Here is a 20,893-nt window from a genome sequence, read left to right on the forward strand (position 1 = left end):
CGCCTTATAGCGATTTCGTCACTTTTACTCCGAAAAATCCATCTACATTTACAAGTTCCCCATACGCCACTAACACATCATTTACATAAATACGAATTGGTTCATCCATATCTTCATCTAGTACAACCGCTTCATTTTCTTGTAAACTTAATATATCTTGAATGGTTTTCACTGTACTACCAAATACAAATTTCACATTCATTTCTACATTTTGTAGTATGGATGTATCCATATATACTGGCTCAATTTGTTTTACTTCTTTATATTCAATAGGCTGTACAACAGGTTCTACAATTTCTTCTTCTTCAATTTCTTCCTCAATAACCTCTTCTTCCACCATTGGATACAGAAGTCGTCTTACCATTTCTTTCGCTTCTGAAATTGGTAAAATTTGATACATTTTTGATTGAAGAAGATCGCCGATTTCAAGGTTGAACGTAATTTGAACGAGCTCGTCCACTTCCATCGCTTCTCCCAAATACTCCATTTCTTCTTTTAACGAAACAAATTTAACATCTGGTGGTGTCATATCCATCTTTTCTTGAAACATTTCTGACATCGCTGTTGCAGCATGCCCCATCATTTGGTTCATGATTTCTTTAATACCGCTTAGCTCCAGTTCACTAAGTTCTTTCTCTGGGTCAACTTCCCCCGTTCCCATCATCATTAAATCTACCATTGTCAAAGCAACATCTTTCGTAAATACGAATACGTTCTCATTCTTTAGTCCTTCAACAAAATCAACATTTAAAATAACAAACGGAACTGGCACTCCATCATAATGACGAACGTTAATCGCTTCTACATTTGGTGTACTAATCGTAACTGGCTGATTTAAAAGTGTCGATAGTACTGTTGAAGCTGAACCAATTGAAATGTTCGCAATTTCACCAAGTACGTCTTTTTCCTCTTGCGTTAACTGCTCTTTTTCCACATGTTCTTCTACAATCTCAGTTTCCACTACTGCTGCTGGCTCGTCTTTTTCTTCCGCTTCACCAGATAATTGCAGTAATTTATTTATCATTTGTTTCGTATGTTCAACCGAAACAATTTGCACAAGTTTAGAGTTTACAAGATTATCTATTTTTAAATCAAACGATACTTTAACAATCGTATCATTCCCATCAAAACCAGAGATTTTCTCCATCTCTTCTGATAGCTTTACAACTTTAATTGTCGGCGGAGACATGTCTACTGTATCTTGGAAGAATTCCGACATAGACGTTGCGGCGAATCCCATCATTTGATTCATCGCTTCTTGTACAGCACTTAGCTCTAACTCACCAAGTTCTTTTCCTTCTTCCACTTCACCTGTCCCCATCATCATTAAATCAGCAATTGATAAAGCAACATCTTGCTGGAGGACAAGTAGATTTTCCATATCTAGCCCTTTTGTAAACTGAATGTTTAATACAACATGAGGAACTTCAACATCACTTGTATCATATAAATCTACTAACTCTACATGAGGAGCAGTTATACTTACTTGCCTATTTAAAATTGTTGATAATACTGTCGAAGCTGAACCGAATGATATATTTGCGATTTCGCCAAGAATATCGCATTCTTGAGGCGTTAAATGCTCCTTTTCTTTCTCTAGCACAATTGTGCCCGTATCCCCTTTTGTCTGTTGCTCAGGCATTTTTCCTGCCTCCTCATTTCTGTTTTTCTATCCAAGTAATATAAAGTGAAACTTTAATCAGTGGGGCTTTGTTCATCGCCTACTAATTGTTAACCCACACCAACCGGACATTTACGGATAGCCCGACTTCCACCTCGCATTCTCCGAATTTTTGGATGGAAGTCTTACTGCGCGCAAATAACGGGATAAACTCCAATTTATTACACTTATTATATTTTAACAAACTTATTATACAAATCGTGAATATGTATTTATTTCCAGCTATATGTGATTACTTTCTTCATATTAGTAATGATTAGCCAAAAAGCTCCCCAAATGTATACAAGTGGGGAGCTTTCCGTCATTCCTATTATAAACCTTCTGGGTTTAAAATGAGAACCACTCGTCCATCGCCAAGAATCGTCGCACCAGAGAAATAGTTAGAACTCTCTGCAAAGAAGTCACCTAACGACTTTAAGACTATTTCTCTTTGACCGATAATTGTGCTTACAATAAGTCCATAGCTGCGATGTGTATTACGAACAATTAACACAGGAACCATTTGACTATCATATGACTCAAACGCCTCATCTACTGTTTTTTCACCAAATACAGTACTTAAATGCTTCACTTCAATAATTTGATCGCGATAGTTTAACACGTCTTTCCCTTGTAAGGATTGAATGTCTTCTTTCTTAATTCGAACTGCTTCAACAATATTTCCAAGGGGTAAGGCATAACGCTTATCATTCGTTTGAACAAGCATCGATTGAATAATCGATAATGTTAACGGAAGTTCAACTCTAAATGTACTTCCTTTTCCTTCCTCAGAATCAATAATCAAATGCCCACCTAGACTATGAATTGTATGTTTCACAACATCTAATCCAACGCCACGTCCAGAAAGATCCGATACTACTTCAGCTGTACTAAATCCTGGCTGGAAGATTAGATCAAATACTTCACGGTCCGTTAACTTATTTGCCTCTTCTTCTGTTACAACACCATTTTTAATCGCTTTTTCTAATACTTTTTCTTTATGAATACCATTTCCATCATCAGTAATTTGAATAATGACATGATTTCCACTATGAAACGCCTCTAATTTAATCGTACCTGTCTCATTTTTACCTGCATCACGACGTTGCTCAACAGTTTCAATACCATGATCAATCGCATTACGAATTAGATGAACGAGTGGATCACCGATTTCATCAATAACAATTTTATCAACTTCAGTATCTTCGCCTGTAATTTGTAAATCGATTTTTTTCCCTAAATCTTTCGCTAACATACGTACCATGCGCGGGAAACGATTGAAGACCGTTTCAATCGGCACCATACGCATGTTTAGTAGCACATTTTGAATATCTTTTGAAATATCGCCTAATCGATTTAAATGCTCAATTAACTCCTTGTTTTGAATCGTTTGTGCCAATTCATCAATGCGTCCACGTTCAATTACACTTTCTTCAAACATATTCATTAATCTTTCGATTTTCTCTAATTGAACACGAATAGAACGATTCTCACCTTTAGAGTTTTTCGTTTTCGCAGTACTTTTAGCTGGCGCAACACTTGCAGGTTGCTTAGCTGCCTCTGTCGGTGATTCCATCTGTGTAACCACAGCCGGTTGTATCATTTCTTCTACATGCACAACCTCTTGTGTAACGACTTCTTGTCTTGTATGGTTTCCTTGTTTCACTTCTACTTTCTCAATTTCAGAAACATGAAGCACTACTTGTTTTAATTCTTCCACGCTACGATCAGTATCCATAAGCACTGTGAATTCAAATCCGAAAGCATCTGCTTCGATTTCTTCAATACTTGGAACTGTTTTTTGTATATCACCTTGATTTTGCAGTGCTTCAATACACATAATGGCACGTACTGCTTTTAAAATAGCTTGCTGTTCAACAGTTATATGCACTTCATGCGAAACTGTATCATTATTGTTTATATAATTTTGTTCTATATGTTCCGTAGAAGCTTCTACATTACTGTTCAACAACTCTTCTAATTTATGTTTAGTTGAGACTACATCAATATTGCCCATTCCGCCTTGCTGCACATCTGCAACCATCTTCTCCAAATTATCAATGCACTCAAAAATCACATCAATAATATTCACATTTACCACTATATTCCCATGACGGATTTCATCTAAAACATTTTCCATTTTATGCGTTAAATCCGCCATTTCCGTAAATTCCATACTCGCAGACATACCTTTAAAGGTATGAGCTGAACGGAATATTTCTCCGACTACGCCCATATCAGTAGGATTCTGTTCTAAAATTAGCACATTTTCATTCAGCGACTGTAAATGTTCTTCTGATTCTTCAAAAAATATATTTAATAGATCTGTTTGCATTTTAATCCCCTACCTGTCTAACAAACATTTCATTGATGTATAACAATTTAGTGTTTTAAAACAAGAAAAAAGGGGGCCACACGTCTATTCGCTATCATTGTTTCGATTCCTTGTGGCACCCCTTCTATTTTGATTAACTGTTTGCTACTTTTGTTAAAGCTTCGATTACACGATCCGCTTGGAATGGCTTTACAATAAAGTCTTTTGCCCCACCCTTAATTGCATCTAATACCATACCTTGTTGTCCCATTGCAGAACAAATAACAACTTTTGCACTTGAATCAATTTTCATAATTTCTTTTAATGCTTCCAGTCCGTCCATTTCTGGCATAGTAATATCTAATGTTACAATATCTGGTTGAAGTTCTTTATACTTTTGAATTGCTTCTACTCCATTTTCCGCTTCACCGATAACTTCAAATTCAGTATTACTTTTTAATAAGTTTTTAATCATCGTACGCATAAACATTGCATCATCTACAACTAAAATTTTATGTGCCATTCTTTTAGATTCTCTCCCTCTATGTATAAATATATCTTAATATTTCACCTTATCATTCTCACTCATTATACAAAATAAAATGATAAAATTTAATATTTTTTTAAAAGAATTTCTGTATTTTTATTATTTTNNAAAATATACTATTCTTTTATATAAATGACAACGCGACGGTTTTTCTCCCAATTTTGCGGTGAATCATTTGGTACAACTGGCTTTGTATCTGCATATCCTACCGCAGCTAACCTTTTATCATCCACATGATACACCTCGATTAAATGGTGAATCATATTAGCTGCTCTTGCTGAAGATAATTCCCAGTTAGAAGGAAACTTCTCATTATGGATGGGTCTACTATCTGTATGTCCTTCCACAACAATCGGATTTGGTACCGATTGAAAAAATCCGACTAATTGACTAATGATCTCTTTTGCTTCCGGTTTAACGTTTGCATCTCCCGTATCAAATATTAAATTATCTACTATAACGACGCTTACCCCTGTATCCTCTCGATATACATTCACTTGACTAATACCATTGTTATCTACATATGCTTTTAACTTTTTATACAAGTCGTCCATTCGCTTTTTCGAGACCATTTTTTCATCATTTTTTTCATGTGAAATATCTGGTATTGTATTTTCTATTACTTTTGCATCTACTTGCTCCGCGTCACTAAAATTTTCAAGCATCTTTGACAATTTTACTGTATCTTGCTTCGATGTAGCAACTAATAATACAAAGAAAGTTAATAATAACATCGTTAAATCTGTAAAAGTCGTCATCCAACGAGGCGATCCCTTTTGCGGTCTTGTTTTCATCATACCACTCCTTGCAATGTTAGGCTGCTCGTTTTACTTTTTTCATCTTCGTTTCGTAAACATATGTATCCAGCTTTAACTTTAATTTAGAAGGAATTTGCCCACGATACAATTCTGAAATTGCTTCAATAACAAACTTCTTCTCTGTATACAAATCCTCAATACCACGATACACCTTTTCAGCAAGAGGTATTGCAATCATATTCGCAAGTACAGATCCATACAATGTCGTTAACATTGCAACTGCCATCCCTGTACCAATTTGCGATGTATCTTGCAAGTTTTGAAGCATGATAATAAGACCAATTAAAGTTCCTATCATTCCCCAGGCTGGAGCAAAATCACCAATTTTATCTAATAAAGTTGCTCCTTTTCTTAACTCATACACTTCCGTTTCTACATCTTTCATTAACACTTCTTTTAATTCATCTTCATCGTAACCACTTAACATGAGTTGAATTCCTTTTTGAATAAAAGGATTGTCCACTTGCTCTCCATCAACTTCTAAAGAAAGTAAACCATGTTTTTTAGACTTTTTTGAAAAATCCACAAACAAATCTGTTAACTGCTCTAAATCTTCTTCTCTTCTATGTAAAACCGTAAAAATACTTTTCGTATATTTTTTTATTTCCCCAAATCGATATGCTACAACAACCGTCGCTGTTGTTCCACCTAGGACAATTAAAATAGATGAAACATCCAAGAAATTTTTAAAAGCTTTTATTCCACCGCCGCCAAGCATAATCGCCACTATCACTATGGCAAAACCTACTATAATGCCAACTGGGCTAGAAATATCAACCTTCCTTTTTTTTCTTTCTGGTCTAGCAAACACTTGATTTTCGTCTCCCATATTCCTGCCCTTCCCTTTTCATTTTTATAAAATATTTTTTCATTTTAATAATACGTTTTCACATATAACATTTATTATACGCTTATCATCTATTTATCGCAATATACTCATAAAATTGACACATTTCATTTCCATATTAGAATTATGGTATGGAAATATGAGGAGGATCACGATGGAACATAACATTTTACAAGTCATTGCACTAGCAGAAAAACTAAAATACGAAATGCGACATAGCTGGCTTTCTAACGGACGCCAAGAAAGTGTTGCAGAACATACGTGGCGCATGTCTCTAATGGCCATTTTAGTTGAACCTTATTTAGATCAAAAAGTAAGTATTGAAAAATTACTTAAAATGGTTATTATTCATGACCTAGTCGAAGCTGAAGCTGGTGATATTCCTGCCTTTGATACAATGAATAGTCACGAATTACAATTGCAAAAACAACAAAATGAGCAAGAAGCAATTTTAAATATTAAACGAACATTAAAAGGTTCTCTCGGTGAGGATTTATATGATTTATGGATGGAGTTTGAAGCGAAAGAAACGTACGAAGCGAAAGTTGCTAACGCCCTTGATAAACTGGAAGTGAAAATTCAACATAACGAAGCTGATATTGATACGTGGCTACCAATTGAACATAAAATGACATTCCAAGTGGCAAAACATACAAACTTTGATTCTTTCCTATCTAAGTTACAAAAAATTATTGAACAAGATGGAGAAAAGAAATTAGTAGCTGCTGGCATTGACGTTGAAGCCTGCAAACAATAATGAAATAAGACANNTGTCTTATTTCATTATTGTTGATACAGCCTGCTTATAAATAAGTTGTTGCTTTCCATCTACTAGTATTAAAATTGTAAATTTATCTACCCCGACAACTTCTCCCACTATTCTAACGCCACTCTTCAAGAAAATTGTAACAGTACCCTTTTCTTCTCGTATTTGTTTATACAACTCTTCTTGTAAATGTTCCAATTCTTATTCTCTCCTTCATCCATAAAATATCTTAATATAAAAAACTATAAATTATTTATTTATGTACATCTTTTACATTCATAAACTTATAAATTAGTATATCTAAATCTCGACTAAATAACAAAACTTTATCATGATCCAAACCATGTCTAGCGACAAGTTGAATTAGCTCTTTCTTTTTGTTTTCTATTTTATTTTGTAATTGTCCCATCTCCATCTCTCGACTAAAACTCCCTTTTCCCATAATATTACTTGTAAAATTATAGTACAAATCTCTTCATAAAAAAATATAAAAATGGTTTTTTTTACAATTTTTTATAAACAAATTGCAAATTTCATAACATTTCATTTGTATATAACCATATAAATTCAACTAAACATATAATCCAAATGAGCTTACAGGCGTTTGTCTAATTACAAATCAGACTGGCTCCTTTTCCATACAAAAACATACTGTATATAGTAGTCCATGAACTATATAGATTAATTTATTAAAAAGGAGGAAAAAACATGAGCTTTGGTGGTAGTTGCGCTGGTTTCGGCGGTGGATTTGCTTTGCTTATCGTACTATTCATCCTTCTAATCATTATCGGGTGTAGCTGTTGGGGTGGCGGCGGCGGATTCGGATATTAACATATCATATCCTTTGCGCTAACTCTAAAGGAATGCAGTAAGAAAACTAAAAACTATATGAAAACAGCTCATATTTGAGCTGTTTTTTCATACTTTCGTATGAGTGAATGTACCCCTTATTTGCGATTTCACCTAACAAAATATCGTTTACTATAGAATAAGAAACATTTTTACTAAGGAGGATTACAATGATTAAAGGTCTTTATGAAGCACATTTACCCGTCCGTAACTTAGAAGTATCTATATCTTTTTATGAATCACTAGGGCTCAAATTACATAAAAGAGGAGAAGATATTGCTTTCTTTTGGATTAAAGAAAATGAAAGTTGGCTCGGCCTTTGGGAAGGAACAGAATACAAAGTTAATTATCACCCATCTTTACGACATATCGCCTTCCAAGTAAGCTTACACGATTTAGAAAATGCGATACATTGGCTAAATCAAAAAGGAATTTCAGCACGAAAAGACTTTGGAATGGAACCAATTGAACCCATTGTTTTTCCAGAATTAGCACATGCCTCCGTATACTTTAACGATCCTGATGGAAACAGTTTAGAATTGATCACACAATTACCTGTTGGACTTCCTACAAAGGAGAAAGTGTATTTAAGCGAATGGAAAAAACAAGTTCAAGCATCATTATTACATAAGGATTAACCTTTTATGTCAGTTTCTTATTCCACACTTCTTAAAACAAATACAAACTTCAAAAAACTATTTTATGGTCAAACATTAAGTGTACTTGGAGATTGGTTTCATACGGTAGCTTTATTAACATTCGTCTATAGCATAACGGAATCTCCGTTTATGATAGCGCTCACTTTTATAAGTAAAGGATCTTCTTAGTCCTTTCATAGGCGGAATTGTAGATCGTTTTTCTAAAAAAAAGATTCTGATTTTCACCGATGTTTTACGGGATGGCTTTTAGAGATTCTTTCTCCGCAAGTTATTGGTAGCCAGTTAGCTATATGCTGTATTTTCGTTAGTTTTATATGGATTTTCTTATTTTATCGTGGGGAACTTAGTGAAGAATCTACTATCACTTAATGAGGTAGACCCAAAAGTAGCTGAATAGCTACTCGGGCTAACCTCTTTTTTATTTGCAGGAAAAACCAAAAATGAGTACTGAGTATAAAACGAACAAAAGAACCTATCTTTGTACAGAATGTTTGGATTGTCCATTTTAAGATAGTTGTGGACTGTCTATTCATGAGTTGATATGCATTGTATTTCCTAAAATTAATTAACCAGATTTTATAGGGGTAGATTTTGATAAAGAATCTATGCATTGTTTTTTAATATAACGGTAAGTTCTGTGAGTATAATAAACTTTTGCAGTAGCAAGATTATCACAAAGAGAACACTTAATTTGATACGAAGCTTTGCTAACATGGGGAGTGTCTAACAATAGTAATGTTTCTTTCATGTGTGAGGTACAGACCCACATAACGTCACCCCTTCATTAATATTTCACAGTAATCTTTACTCTCAAAACGAAAAATGAAAAAATCTTTACTCTGTGGAGTCACTTTCCTCTTAAGTTTATCTGGCTTTCATTTCTTCAATTGTTCTGCAATTATCTAATTCCAATAGATCGAAATATTTTTTAATTGTTTTATAGGGCGTTTAACTCATTATTTCTGCCTGCCTACGATTATTGTGCTTTCTTTCGGAAAAATTTTTATCAGTTTTATATGATAAAGATGATTTCTAGAAACATCTATTAGACATAAGCTACTACCCAAGTTACTCCTGTTTGTTTACTTCGGAATATTTTATCATCATGAATTCATTGACCACTAAATCTAACTTTTGGCTGAATTCAACGGTTTTTTGGTTAGTTAATCCATATTTCTGCGCTGATATTTCCATTTCGCGTTTGAATTGATTGTATTCATTTAAATTTTTTTTCAGCTTCATGAAGCTGCCTCCAATCATAACGTAAGCATACTACTTTCCGTAAATTGTATAAGGGTGATACGTGTAAAAACTCTCATTCTTTCAAAGATAGGAATTTTATGTTTATTTACACTTTTTGCTCAAGAAGTTTTCGTGTATAGATGGTTACCCATTTCCTTGGCAGCAGGCCCACAGATTTAGCCATGAGTTTATTTTTAAAGCCCGGAATGATTACCCTTTTATTCTTCATTAATCCTTCAAAGCCGCACTTGGCAACCATTTGCGGATCCAACATGTTCTTATTGAACACTTTCGTTCCTGCTCCGGCGAATTGCTGCGTAAGTGTTGTTTTAGTAAAGCTTGGACATAATACTGAAACTTGAACCCCAGTTCCTTTCAGTTCTTCAGCAATCGCTTCCGAAAAGGATAAGACGTACGATTTACTCGCTCCATACATCGACATTCGTGGAACTGGCTGAAAGGCTGCTAGTGAAGCCACGTTTAAAATTTTACCTTGCTTTCGTTTCACCATGTCATCCGCAAAAAGTCTGGTTAAATACGTAAGTGAAATCATATTTAGCTGCAAATATTCCATTTCCTTCTGAATATCCACTTCCGTCATAAATCCAAATCCGCCAGCTCCGGCATTATTAATCAATATATCAATGTTAATTCCCTCAGTTTTCAAGTATCGATGCAAGCTCTCTACCGTTGTATAGTTGCCTAAATCGCCGGCAAAAGTATTTACTTGTATACCATAATCCTTTTTTAAATTCTCGGATTGTTGCTCTAACAACGTTGCGTCTCTGGCAACTAACACTAAGTTATAGCTATGACCTGCAAAAATTTTAGCGAATTCCAAACCGATTCCTTTTGTAGCACCTGTAATTAAAATAGTTTCTGTTCTCATCTGTCTCCTCCCAATGTTTTATTTATCCAGTTGAGCAATGAGAAATTACTTTATCCCTGTCTTGAACAACAGATTCAAAATCTGTTACATCCATTGCCAGGACAAGGGCTCGTTTCCCTAATACTTCGATTTCTTTCACAACTTTCTCGTAAGCCTCTATACGACGTGAACATACTACAACGTTTGCCATCTTCCTTTACCAACACAAACGCTTTTAGGATCCGTTAAACCAAACAATCGTTTTGATACTTTATTTTTTGAATGTTCAAAATTTTATAAAACTTATTATTGTTATCAATTATACTTATAAATTATAATTAAATAAAATTAAAGAATTTAATCTGTAAGTAAGTAATACTAATATTCGAAAAGGGGAGCGGTCATGAACATTGAGCAATTAGTATATATTATTGAGGTCTCAAAACACAGTTCTCTGACTAAAGCAGCACAGAATCTTCATGTGACCCAATCTACGATTAGCCAATCCATTTCCAGCTTAGAAAAGGAGTTAGGGGTTAAGATCCTTAATCGCTCACGAGGACACGGTGCTGTACCAACCGATGAAGGTAGAATCATTCTAAAACTAGCCTACGGAGTACTGAGAAAAATTGAAGAAATAAAGGAAACAGCCAGCTCATTCAACTCCATGGAAGCGGGAGAACTAAGGTTATCTTCTTTACCCGGATTGACGACGTTTCTAGTAAAAGCTATAGCTGCTTTTAGACATGAATATCCACATGTAAATGTGGAGGTTACCGAAAAAAGTGGACATGCTGTAATTGAAGATATTCGACAGCATAAGACCGACATCGGACTGATTACGTATTCGCCCGATTTAAATGTAAATATGGAAGGAATAGCTTTTGAAACACTATTTGAAGGGAAACAGAAAGTATATGTTTCTAAGCATTCTCCCTTAGCGTTTCTTGGTACCATAACTCCTCATGATATACTTGATCAAACTCTCGTTACATATAAAGGTGAATTTATGCAGTATTTTGTTCAAGATTTCTTTAATAAATATAAACCCTTAAAAATCCTATTTACATCAAACAATATGGATGGAGTTCTTCAGGCCATCATCGAAAGTTTAGCTATTACATTTGCCCCTGATTTCGTAATGAAAAATTATCCCCCTGTCAACAATGGTGATATCATTCCCGTTGATTTGATGAATCATAGGACTGTAAATATTTCTTTAGGAATGGTTCGATCAGAGAATAAACATTTATCCACTTTTGCCAACAAATATATTCATCATCTTAAATCCAAAATTATTCAAATTTAAGAAAGCAAAAAGGGAAGCTCGTCGCATGTGAACGTCGAGCTTCTCTTTATACAAATCTATCTTTTAAAATTTAGTCACATCAACCGGTTCAATTCCTTCAGCTGCGCAATGCTCATGGTATTTTTTCAAAAATGACTCCCAATTATCTCTGGCAATAATTTCTCCATTCTCACCTAAATAATCTAATGTTCCTTCAACAATATTAAGCGTAATAACTTCTTCATCCCCTACAGCTTGAGGTGTATGTGAGGAGCCAGCTGGCTCATAAACGACATCACCAGCTTTAGAAACCCAAGGATCTTCGAGATATCTCCAAGCGCCTTGGACAGTATAAACAATGACCGTACCAGGATGAAAATGAGCAGGAAGTTGCATAGCCGCAGGAACTTTTAATAGCGTAACCGTCTGTCCGGTTACTGGATTGGCCTTAAGTAATTTAAACTTCGCATCTCCAAAATAAGGAATCCAAGGTAAATCATCTGGACAAATATTATTAGCATGAAATGCCACTACCTCTTTTACATTTTTTACGTTCTCCATTTATATCCCCTCTTTCAATTTTTTAAAATCATCATATTGATAACGCTTACATTAGTCAGTTGATTAACTACTGCGAATCTATCATTTTCAGTGTGTTCATAATTAAAAATTAAGTGAAGTGATTATTTTTAACTTATAATTAACTTCTACTAATTCACACCCTCAATTTGATATATTCACGAATTAAGTTTAATTATTTTTTTGGGACTTACTTAGCACCAAGTCCCCCATCAAGAGTCAATATTTGTCCTGTACAATAATCAGAAGCTGCTGAAGCAAAATAAAGGACTGCTCCTACTAAATCTTTGTCTCTACCTAATCTCCTTACTGGAACTTGGGAGGCAATAATAGGACCGGCCTTATGCACAAGTGTTCCAGGTATTTCTGGGTTATTCATTCCAGTAGTGAAAACTCCAGGAGCAATAGAATTCACATGTACACCATGGCGGCCCCACTTAACTGCAAGATCCTTCGTTAAAGTCATAACTGCCCCCTTACTTGTTGTATATCCTACAGAATCTACTGCTTCTGGGTCAGTACCTTTAAAGCCGATTGAAGAAGAAATATTAATGATTTTTCCGTATTCGTTGTCTATCATATGTCTTCCTACAGCCTGACACATTAAAAATGTTCCTGTCACATTTGTATCGAGCATAGCTTGCCATTCTGTTAAAGGCATGTCCGTAGCAGGCGTTTCAAAAACCGTTCCGCTACTGTTGACTAAAATTTCGATTTTCCCAAAATGAGAAACCGCTATCTCCACACCTTGAGCGATAGATTCAGGAACTGTTATATCCAATGATAAGGCAAGTGCTTGTCCTCCTAACGCCTCGATTTCTTTCACAACTTCTTCGCAAACTTCTATACGACGTGAGCAAACTATCACATTTGCACCGGCCTCAGCTAACGCCAGTGCCATTACACGCCCTAACCCGCTACCACCTCCGGTAACCATTGCTGTCTGTCCTGTTAAATCAAACAATTGTGTAGATGACATTCTAGACCCCCTTAAAAAATTTTTAATATTCAAAATTTTTAAAACTTACTATATTATGGATTATACTCATAAGTTATAATTAAATAAAATTAAAGATTTTAATGTGCAAATAAATATTATTAATATTCAAAAAGGAGTACAGTATCAATATTGAACAATTACCATAAATATGGACGGAATTTTCCAATTCACCTTTCATTCCAATTGATTTGGTGATTCATAAGTACTTAAATATTTCTTTTAGGTTGGTTCAATCAGAAGATGACTTGCTTTTTTTGCTACCTGCGAAGCTCCAAATTCTGTCTTACAACCTCTTTTACTTCATCTTCTACTTCAATATAATCATCCGAGTAAGTCTCGGACATCTTCTCTTGACAATTCCAACACTCGCTGCGATTCCGTTCCATAATGGCTAATACTTCATGACAATGTACACAACGATCCATTTAGCAACCTCCTTTTCATATTTACTCCTTTCTTTCCCTCCCAGATCCATCATTAATTTTTAAATACTTACTTGCTCCTCTGCTTTTATTGTTGTATGACTTTGATTCGCGGGACGTACAACAATCAAAAACAGTAATCCAATAACGAACATACACAAAGCAGTTACTTGAAATCCATAACGATATCCCATTTCCTCAGTCGCTGCATACTGGATGAAATACCCGAATACGAGCGGAGCAATAATACTTGTTGAGCTTGCAAGAGCAACGTAAATCCCTTGTGCTTTTCCAATGTTTTTTGGAGAAAAAAAATCCATCAATATTGCAGGTGCAAGTGAAAGAATGACATACGCAAAACCTGGAGCAAGGGTGAAAAACAATATGGATATAGCACTTGAATTCACGGCATTTGCTATATATACACAAAGAGCAGATAGCACCATGGTGGAACCGGCAACATTTATTCGTGCTTTACGAATGTCCCCAGTTTTGCGATAAATCCGGTCTGATAGCATAGAAAAGCCAATTTGACTAATGGCGGCGAAAAGAAACGGTAACGACACAGCTAATTTTAATGTTTGATTATCAAAATGTTGAACTTTGGTAAAGTATGCCGGAAACCATATAGCTTGAACGGACAATAGCCAATAGGCACAACCTCCACACAAAATAATAAAAACAAAATTTTTAGATAAAAGATGTGGAAGAAACTGACGCCAAGAAACCTTGGAGAGGGTTGATGAATGCTCCTCCTCTTGATGAAATGAAGGCAACCCGATTTCTTGTGGACTGTCTTTACCGAAAATGATCCATAAAACTAATACAATCAGTCCAACAATCCCCATGACTAGAAACGCAGATCTCCATCCATATTGATTGATCAAGGAGATTAATAATGGTGTAGCAATTGCAGGCCCAATTGTGGCTCCACAGAGAACAGCACCAAAGCCTATACCATGTCTATGTTTTGGGAACCATTTTCCAACTATAGCCGTTGATAGAGCAGGGGCTGCACCTTCGCCTGCTCCCAAGATCATTCTTGTAAAGACTAGCAGAGATAGACTAGAAACAAAAGGTGTAATAAATTGAACAATCAACCATACCAGCGACATCCAAGTTAACATTTTTTTCGTATTTTTGGAATCGGCCATGCCCCCAAGAATGATAGAGGAAAAAGTGAAGAACCAAAAGAAAGAACTTCCCACCAATCCCCATTGCGAAGGACTTAAATGTAACTCTTTCATTACTGGGATGGAAACCAAACCAATGATAATTTTATCAACTTGGTTGATCATACCTGAAGCAACTAGGAATAATAATATAATCCAAGAATATTTTGGGGTGTTCAATATAACAATCTCCCCTTACCTTAAGTTTTCTACAATACCACCGCGACCTTCTTTACCTGCCTTCTCATCTATAAACATCGCTAAATCACGTGCAACTTCTCGGCCGTTTGGCATCGTGAGCCATGATCTTAATAAATGACGTTTACGTTCTGGTTCTTCATAATGTGTATAAAATTACTGCAAGCCTCCCTAAACGTGAAAGCGTTATCATATTTTTGTAGATTGTTTCCTAATAAAAGATCAACTTCAACTCCATCTCCCTTCTCAAATTCTTTGTCAAATAAATTATAACTTCTTAAGTGCTGTCCTCCTTCTCCGCCTATGCAAGAGTGCTTTAAATAACAACCGATACAACTGCATGGATTGTTATTTAGATTATATTCATAATTTTCAGATAAATAAAATTAAAAGTTTTAATATGTAAGTAAATATCGCTAATATTCAAAAGGAACACAGTTATATGCAGTAAACAATTACAATATATTGTTGAAATCACAAAACACAACTCTCCACCTATCTTCTTCACTTCTCTCATCCTTGAGATAGACACAAATAGCGGGATAAACGAGAATGGGGGTATGCTCCTCCCCTTGAAGAGCCTATTCAATCGCACAAGACCGATACATTTTACAGAGTAAGGTATCGGTCCTATTTTCATTAATTACAAAATAACTTTTTTATATTAGTAATACTTACTTACAAATTAAAATCTTTAATTTTATTTAATTATAATTTATGTGTAAAATTAATAATAGAAATGATTCAATATTCAGGGGATTTTTCCAAAGTTTGATCTTTTACGGTTAAATCAAAACAGGGGGTTAAAATATGGACTTAAAGTTATCCGGAAAAAAAGCACTTATTGTTGGAGGAAGCCGCGGAATTGGTAAAGCTACTGCCCGTCAATTAGCTCTGGAAGGTGTAGATTGTACGATTTGTTCAAGAAACGAGTCCTCACTAAAAATTGCGGCAGAGGAATTAGCCCAAGAAACAAAAAGAAATATCTATCCGATTGTGGCAGATACCACTGATCCTGACTCTATTCTAAATTTAGTTGAAAAATCAGCAGCGGCAATGGGAGGCATCGATATTTTAGTCAACAGTGGAGCACGTGTTGGCGGCTTTGAACCAGAAGATTTTAATAGTATTAAAGATGAACTTATTTTGAAAGATTTTGAAGAAAAGTATATGGGCTATTTTCGTTGTATCCGAGCTGTAGCTCCCTATATGATTGAAAATAATTGGGGACGCATTATAAGTATAAGTGGTCTGGCTGCTAGAATTGGCGGTAATTATTTTAGTTCCGGTCCACGTAATGCATCTGTTGTCCATTTAACAAAATCTGCATCATTGGAGTTAGGAAAGCATGGAATTAACGTCAATGCTGTTTATCCAGGGATTGTCGATACTGAAATGTTTAGAAATCGAGTCACTAACGAAGAAGCTGTGCGTCAGATGGCCTCACTCAATGCAATCGGCCGCCTGATTACAGTAGAAGAAATTGCTAATGTCATTACCTTCTTGGCTTCACCTTTGGCAGCATCTATTACTGGTGATGTCATTTCGGTAACCGGTGGAATTGGAGATACCGTTTTTTACTAAAAAGCTAGGATAGATATTGTAACTGTATCTTAGATTACCAATAATAGTGTATTTGAAAACGAGCCTCGCTAAAAGCTGGGGCTCGTTTTTTATAACTTTTTCGATTTCAATCTATCCCTATTGTATATTTAGCAGTATTCAGGAACTTGTCAATCTTAGAAATCGTTGATTCAATGTTCTTAGAAAAAATAGCCATGTTTGCAAAAAAGCCGTGGATCATACCAGGTTCACATGCATATTCAACTTGCACACCAAATTTTTTCAGACGTTCAGCATAAGCCATTCCTTCATCCCGAAGTACATCATTTTCTGCGGTGATTACAATTGCTGGCGGGAGACCACTTAAATCTTCAGCAACCAAAGGAGAAGCATATTCATTATTTTTGTCCTCATCATTCCTTAAATAATGATCACGGAACCAAACCAGCTGTTCACGATCTAGCCCAAATCCTTTTGCAAATGTTTGGTGGGATTCCGTATTAAACTCAAGATTGGTCGCAGGATAAATTAAAACCTGTGCAGTGATGTTAGGGCCTTTTCTGTCTCTCGCCATCATAGTAACTACTGTTGCTAGGTTTCCACCCACGCTATCCCCCCCTACTGCCAATCTAGTAACATCTCCATTAAAAGAGGAACCTTTTTCATAAAACCATTCCAATGCCGCATATGCGTCTTCAACTGGAGTAGGGAATTTATACTCTGGGGCGAGACGATAGTTAACAGATACGACAATACTAGCTGTTCTATTTGCGATCATTCGGCAACTTGCATCCACCACGTCAATGTCTCCTAGAACCCATCCTCCACCATGGTAATAAATAAATATTGGGAAGGGACCTTGCCCCTCCGGTATGTATACTCTACATTTGATTTCTTCATCTTGACTTACCTGTATCATTAAATTTTCTACCTTTGAAACCAGATCCAATGATACAGCGGGGCGTGGTGCGTTGGAAAGCATATCTCTTACTGCTTTAGGATCCATCGTATGAATAGGTGGCATCTGATTACATACTTGTAAAAACTTTTCTGCTTGCGGATCTAAATTTACCAAGAAACATCATCCTCACTTCATTTTTTTCAAACTAACCCGAATATTTCCTAAACCTTTCTTCCTGTCCTGAAACCTTCACATTCACTTCATCATTGGAAAACATACAATGGTGATTTTATTCACCTTATTTCGATGAATAAAATCACCATACAACTTAATATAAGAAAAAAAGACGATTTTACTTCTCACCAGCTGTTTATTCCGCATTAACTAGCAGTAATGAGCTTTCCATCAACAGGGGGATGAAGCCCCTACTGATAAGAAGCTTCACTTTATCTATTTACAGGTACTCCTCCGATATAAAACTCGAAATCTGGGGCAATTTTTCTACCATTTGGCATCATAAGCCACAATCTTAATAAATGACGTTTGCGGTCATCTTCTTCATAATCTTCAAATACTGTGCGTGAATGCATAACTGTATAATTATTAACAAATTGCATATCACCTGGTTCCATCATCATATCAATATGCATGTTCTTATCATGAGTAAGGGAATCTAGTAAATCAAATGCTTCGATTTCTAATTTCGTCAAAGAAACATCTGTTTTCGTTTGTGCAGATTCGATATAATTTCGTATCCATCTGCAGCTTAATTTACCATTGTAATAACTAAAGATTGGTGATGAAACTACTGGAGATGAACCTTGTACTTCTTCCCCGCGAAGATCATGGAAGAATGGGCGATAAAGAATTCCAAGATATTCTGGATACTTCTCAAGAATTTCATTATAAATAGCCATAGAACTTGCGATACTACTTAGACCACCAGATTTTGCTTTGCGAAGGCATAGTAAGCCAACTACATCAGCGAGGTCTGTGTGATAAGGAAGGTGTACATTCGTTTGGTAACCACGTACACTAGTATTTTTAAAGTCGAGACCTACGTCTTTGATATGCCCTAAAAGGTCACCTTTTTTACTTTGAATGATTGGAATACCTAGGTAAAGTCCGAGCCCCCAGTAAATGATACTTGCTTCTTCATCAGTATAACGTTCCATTGGCAATCCACGAATCAATAGGAATCCTCTACCATTTTCCAGCTCGTCAACAAAGTAAGTGATCTCGTCAGCAAGATCCGGAATCTGAAAATCTTCTTTTCCAAACTCAGGTGCTTTTAATCCCTTACGCTGAACATGTAATACAGCCTTCTCAAGTGCAGCAATCATTTTTTCGGACAAATAATAAATCCATGAATCATCTTTAGCTAGTTCAATACCCTTCCACACTGAACGCCCTTGAATTTTTTCCTTTAAAATGATCGACATAAATAATCCTCCTTTATTAATTTGGTTATTTCCCTACTTAAGATGACTGAATTTTTTTGCATTAACAATGAAGAAAAGAGAAGTTCCTTAATCGTTCCTTACCCCTGACCTCTCGCTATCTCCCGAAACATCGATAACACTTACACCATAAAAGACTGAATATTCAGTTTTTTACAAGTGAGTTTCATGAATATATACCGTCATCCAATCACACAAACACCCCTTTCAAAAAATTAAGTAATAGATTCATTGGCCACATAATCCCTCAACATCGTTATGGTCCCCTTACCTCAATTTGATATATTCACTAACTACGACGATTCTTCTTTGAAGTTATTACTGTGCCTTACTTGCTGTATATCTTTTAAATACTCACTTGCTCCTCTGCTTTTATTTTTATGCTGTCTTGCTTTGCGGGACGTACAACGATCCAAAACAATAATCCGATAATGAACATCCCAAAAGCAGTTACTTGAAATCCATAACGATATCCCATTGCCTCAGTCGTTGCATATTGGATGAAATACCCAAATACGAGTGGAGCAATAATACTTGTTGAGCTTGCAAGAGCAATGAACGTCCCTTGCGCTTTTCCGATGTTCTTAGGAGAAAAAAAATCCATAAATATTGCGGGCGCGAGTGAAAGAATGACATAAGCAAAGCCTGGAGCAAGGGTGAAGAACAGGATGGATACAGCAGAAGAATTCACAACATTTGCTAGATATACACAAAGGGCAGATAGCACCATCATGGAACCGGCAAGATTTATTCGCGCTTTACGAATATCCCCAGTTTTGCGATAAATCCGGTCTGATAGCAAAGAAAATCCGATTTGGCTAATGGCGGCGAAAAGAAAAGGTAATGACACGGCTAACTTTAATGTTTGACCATTAAAATGTTGAACTTTAGTAAAATACGCTGGAAACCATATTGCTTGAACGGACAATAACCAATAAGCACAACCTCCACATAAAACAGTAAAAACAAAATTTTTAGATAAAAGATGTGGAAGAAACTGACGCCAAGAAACCTTAGAAAGGGTTGATGAATGCTGCTCCTCTTGATGAAATGAAGGCAATCCAATTTCTTGTGGACTTTCTTTACCGAAAATGACCCATAAAACTAGCACAATAAGCCCAACAGCTCCCATGGCTATAAAAGCAGATCTCCATCCATATTGATCGATTAAAGAGATTAATAATGGTGAAGCAATAGCTGCTCCGCCTGTTGTTCCTAACAGAACGGCACCAAAGCCTATACCATGTCTGTGTTTCGGAAACCATTTCCCCATTATTGCCGTTGATAGAGCAGGTGCTGGACCCTCGCCTGCTCCCAAGATCATTCTCGTAAAGACTAATAGAGACAGAGTGGAAACAAAAGGTGTAAGAAATTGAACAATCAACCATGTAAGTGACATCCAAGTTAACATTTTTTTCGTATTTTTGGAATCGGCCATACCACCAAGAATGATAGAAGAAAAAGTAAAGAACCAAAAGAAAGAACTTCCCACCAATCCCCATTGTGAAGGGCTTAAATGTAATTCTTTCATAAGGGGAACGGAAACCAAACCAATAACAATTTTATCAACTTGATTGATCATACCTGAAGCAACTAGAAATAATAATATAATCCAAGAATACTTTGGAGTGCTCAACGTATAAATCCCCCCTATTTTTACCATCAAGGGAAAGCCTTTTCCTACCATCTGAAAAGGCGTTCCCCATTACATGAATCAATTGGTGTTCTAATAAATTGGTT

At 35.8% G+C, this 20,893-nt stretch carries 22 protein-coding genes and 1 pseudogene; 6 read left to right on the top strand and 17 right to left on the bottom strand.

What is annotated here, in order from left to right; translation table 11 throughout:
* Positions 1 to 4: 4 nt before the first annotated feature.
* The 5 genes from COC96_RS04460 to COC96_RS04480 form a co-directional block, all read right to left on the bottom strand.
* Positions 5 to 1,642: a flagellar motor switch protein gene (locus COC96_RS04460; protein WP_098267315.1), complete on the bottom strand. Its 1,638-nt coding sequence runs from the start codon at positions 1,640 to 1,642 to the stop codon at positions 5 to 7.
* 349 nt (positions 1,643 to 1,991) lie between these two features.
* Positions 1,992 to 3,995 (bottom strand): chemotaxis protein CheA, encoded by a 2,004-nt coding sequence (locus COC96_RS04465; protein WP_098267314.1) that lies wholly within the window; start codon positions 3,993 to 3,995, stop codon positions 1,992 to 1,994.
* Positions 3,996 to 4,128: 133 nt separating this feature from the next.
* A complete protein-coding gene (locus tag COC96_RS04470) occupies positions 4,129 to 4,497 on the bottom strand; it encodes a response regulator (protein WP_098267313.1) in 369 nt (122 codons plus the stop codon).
* Between the two features lie 140 nt (positions 4,498 to 4,637).
* Positions 4,638 to 5,315 carry an OmpA family protein gene (locus tag COC96_RS04475; protein WP_141536185.1) on the bottom strand — a complete coding sequence of 226 codons (678 nt, stop codon included), beginning with the start codon at positions 5,313 to 5,315 and terminating at the stop codon, positions 4,638 to 4,640.
* A gap of 19 nt (positions 5,316 to 5,334) precedes the next feature.
* Positions 5,335 to 6,168 (bottom strand): flagellar motor protein MotP, encoded by an 834-nt coding sequence (locus COC96_RS04480; RefSeq protein WP_098267311.1) that lies wholly within the window; start codon positions 6,166 to 6,168, stop codon positions 5,335 to 5,337.
* A 172-nt stretch (positions 6,169 to 6,340) separates the two neighbouring features.
* Here COC96_RS04480 and COC96_RS04485 point away from each other — a divergent pair, with 172 nt between their 5' ends.
* Positions 6,341 to 6,943 (top strand): HD domain-containing protein, encoded by a 603-nt coding sequence (locus tag COC96_RS04485; RefSeq protein WP_098267310.1) that lies wholly within the window; start codon positions 6,341 to 6,343, stop codon positions 6,941 to 6,943.
* 18 nt (positions 6,944 to 6,961) lie between these two features.
* Here the strand turns inward: COC96_RS04485 and hfq are convergent, their stop codons facing one another.
* Positions 6,962 to 7,150: an RNA chaperone Hfq gene (hfq, locus tag COC96_RS04490; protein ID WP_097902226.1), complete on the bottom strand. Its 189-nt coding sequence runs from the start codon at positions 7,148 to 7,150 to the stop codon at positions 6,962 to 6,964.
* A 55-nt stretch (positions 7,151 to 7,205) separates the two neighbouring features.
* Positions 7,206 to 7,421 carry an aspartyl-phosphate phosphatase Spo0E family protein gene (locus tag COC96_RS04495; protein ID WP_098267309.1) on the bottom strand — a complete coding sequence of 72 codons (216 nt, stop codon included), beginning with the start codon at positions 7,419 to 7,421 and terminating at the stop codon, positions 7,206 to 7,208.
* 239 nt (positions 7,422 to 7,660) lie between these two features.
* On the opposite strand from COC96_RS04495, the gene COC96_RS04500 reads away from it, so the two are divergent.
* The 3 genes and pseudogenes from COC96_RS04500 to COC96_RS04510 form a co-directional block, all read left to right on the top strand.
* Positions 7,661 to 7,783 carry a YjcZ family sporulation protein gene (locus tag COC96_RS04500; RefSeq protein ID WP_000007806.1) on the top strand — a complete coding sequence of 41 codons (123 nt, stop codon included), beginning with the start codon at positions 7,661 to 7,663 and terminating at the stop codon, positions 7,781 to 7,783.
* A gap of 188 nt (positions 7,784 to 7,971) precedes the next feature.
* Complete coding sequence (locus COC96_RS04505) at positions 7,972 to 8,439, top strand: VOC family protein (protein ID WP_098267308.1); 468 nt, start codon at positions 7,972 to 7,974, stop codon at positions 8,437 to 8,439.
* A gap of 6 nt (positions 8,440 to 8,445) precedes the next feature.
* Positions 8,446 to 8,698: pseudogene (locus tag COC96_RS04510) on the top strand (MFS transporter); the annotation flags it as partial.
* 830 nt (positions 8,699 to 9,528) lie between these two features.
* Here COC96_RS04510 and COC96_RS04515 read toward each other — a convergent pair.
* From COC96_RS04515 to COC96_RS04525, 3 genes are all read right to left on the bottom strand, one after another.
* Positions 9,529 to 9,702 carry an aspartyl-phosphate phosphatase Spo0E family protein gene (locus COC96_RS04515; RefSeq protein ID WP_098267307.1) on the bottom strand — a complete coding sequence of 58 codons (174 nt, stop codon included), beginning with the start codon at positions 9,700 to 9,702 and terminating at the stop codon, positions 9,529 to 9,531.
* Between the two features lie 106 nt (positions 9,703 to 9,808).
* Positions 9,809 to 10,591: an SDR family NAD(P)-dependent oxidoreductase gene (locus COC96_RS04520; protein WP_098267306.1), complete on the bottom strand. Its 783-nt coding sequence runs from the start codon at positions 10,589 to 10,591 to the stop codon at positions 9,809 to 9,811.
* Between the two features lie 22 nt (positions 10,592 to 10,613).
* Positions 10,614 to 10,781 carry a hypothetical protein gene (locus COC96_RS04525; protein ID WP_225316043.1) on the bottom strand — a complete coding sequence of 56 codons (168 nt, stop codon included), beginning with the start codon at positions 10,779 to 10,781 and terminating at the stop codon, positions 10,614 to 10,616.
* Between the two features lie 192 nt (positions 10,782 to 10,973).
* On the opposite strand from COC96_RS04525, the gene COC96_RS04530 reads away from it, so the two are divergent.
* Complete coding sequence (locus COC96_RS04530) at positions 10,974 to 11,879, top strand: LysR family transcriptional regulator (protein ID WP_098267305.1); 906 nt, start codon at positions 10,974 to 10,976, stop codon at positions 11,877 to 11,879.
* 63 nt (positions 11,880 to 11,942) lie between these two features.
* On the opposite strand, the gene COC96_RS04535 is transcribed toward COC96_RS04530, so the two are convergent.
* The 4 genes from COC96_RS04535 to COC96_RS04545 form a co-directional block, all read right to left on the bottom strand.
* Positions 11,943 to 12,419 (bottom strand): 2,4'-dihydroxyacetophenone dioxygenase family protein, encoded by a 477-nt coding sequence (locus COC96_RS04535; RefSeq protein WP_098768375.1) that lies wholly within the window; start codon positions 12,417 to 12,419, stop codon positions 11,943 to 11,945.
* 208 nt (positions 12,420 to 12,627) lie between these two features.
* Positions 12,628 to 13,416: an SDR family NAD(P)-dependent oxidoreductase gene (locus COC96_RS04540; RefSeq protein ID WP_088231100.1), complete on the bottom strand. Its 789-nt coding sequence runs from the start codon at positions 13,414 to 13,416 to the stop codon at positions 12,628 to 12,630.
* 278 nt (positions 13,417 to 13,694) lie between these two features.
* Complete coding sequence (locus COC96_RS27470; protein WP_170933768.1) at positions 13,695 to 13,862, bottom strand: hypothetical protein; 168 nt, start codon at positions 13,860 to 13,862, stop codon at positions 13,695 to 13,697.
* Positions 13,863 to 13,921: 59 nt separating this feature from the next.
* Positions 13,922 to 15,211 carry an MFS transporter gene (locus COC96_RS04545; RefSeq protein ID WP_098267303.1) on the bottom strand — a complete coding sequence of 430 codons (1,290 nt, stop codon included), beginning with the start codon at positions 15,209 to 15,211 and terminating at the stop codon, positions 13,922 to 13,924.
* 828 nt (positions 15,212 to 16,039) lie between these two features.
* Here COC96_RS04545 and COC96_RS04550 point away from each other — a divergent pair.
* Positions 16,040 to 16,813 carry an SDR family NAD(P)-dependent oxidoreductase gene (locus COC96_RS04550; protein ID WP_098267302.1) on the top strand — a complete coding sequence of 258 codons (774 nt, stop codon included), beginning with the start codon at positions 16,040 to 16,042 and terminating at the stop codon, positions 16,811 to 16,813.
* Positions 16,814 to 16,919: 106 nt separating this feature from the next.
* Here the strand turns inward: COC96_RS04550 and COC96_RS04555 are convergent, their stop codons facing one another.
* From COC96_RS04555 to COC96_RS04565, 3 genes are all read right to left on the bottom strand, one after another.
* Complete coding sequence (locus COC96_RS04555; RefSeq protein WP_098267301.1) at positions 16,920 to 17,867, bottom strand: alpha/beta hydrolase; 948 nt, start codon at positions 17,865 to 17,867, stop codon at positions 16,920 to 16,922.
* A 272-nt stretch (positions 17,868 to 18,139) separates the two neighbouring features.
* Positions 18,140 to 19,135 carry a TauD/TfdA family dioxygenase gene (locus COC96_RS04560; protein WP_098267300.1) on the bottom strand — a complete coding sequence of 332 codons (996 nt, stop codon included), beginning with the start codon at positions 19,133 to 19,135 and terminating at the stop codon, positions 18,140 to 18,142.
* Between the two features lie 364 nt (positions 19,136 to 19,499).
* Positions 19,500 to 20,789, bottom strand: coding sequence for an MFS transporter (locus COC96_RS04565; protein WP_225316044.1), 1,290 nt, complete (start codon positions 20,787 to 20,789; stop codon positions 19,500 to 19,502).
* Positions 20,790 to 20,893: the final 104 nt, after the last annotated feature.

Origin of the sequence: Bacillus cereus (assembly GCF_002577405.1) — a bacterium.
In the GTDB taxonomy this organism is placed as follows: Bacteria; Bacillota; Bacilli; order Bacillales; family Bacillaceae_G; genus Bacillus_A; species Bacillus_A cereus_AU.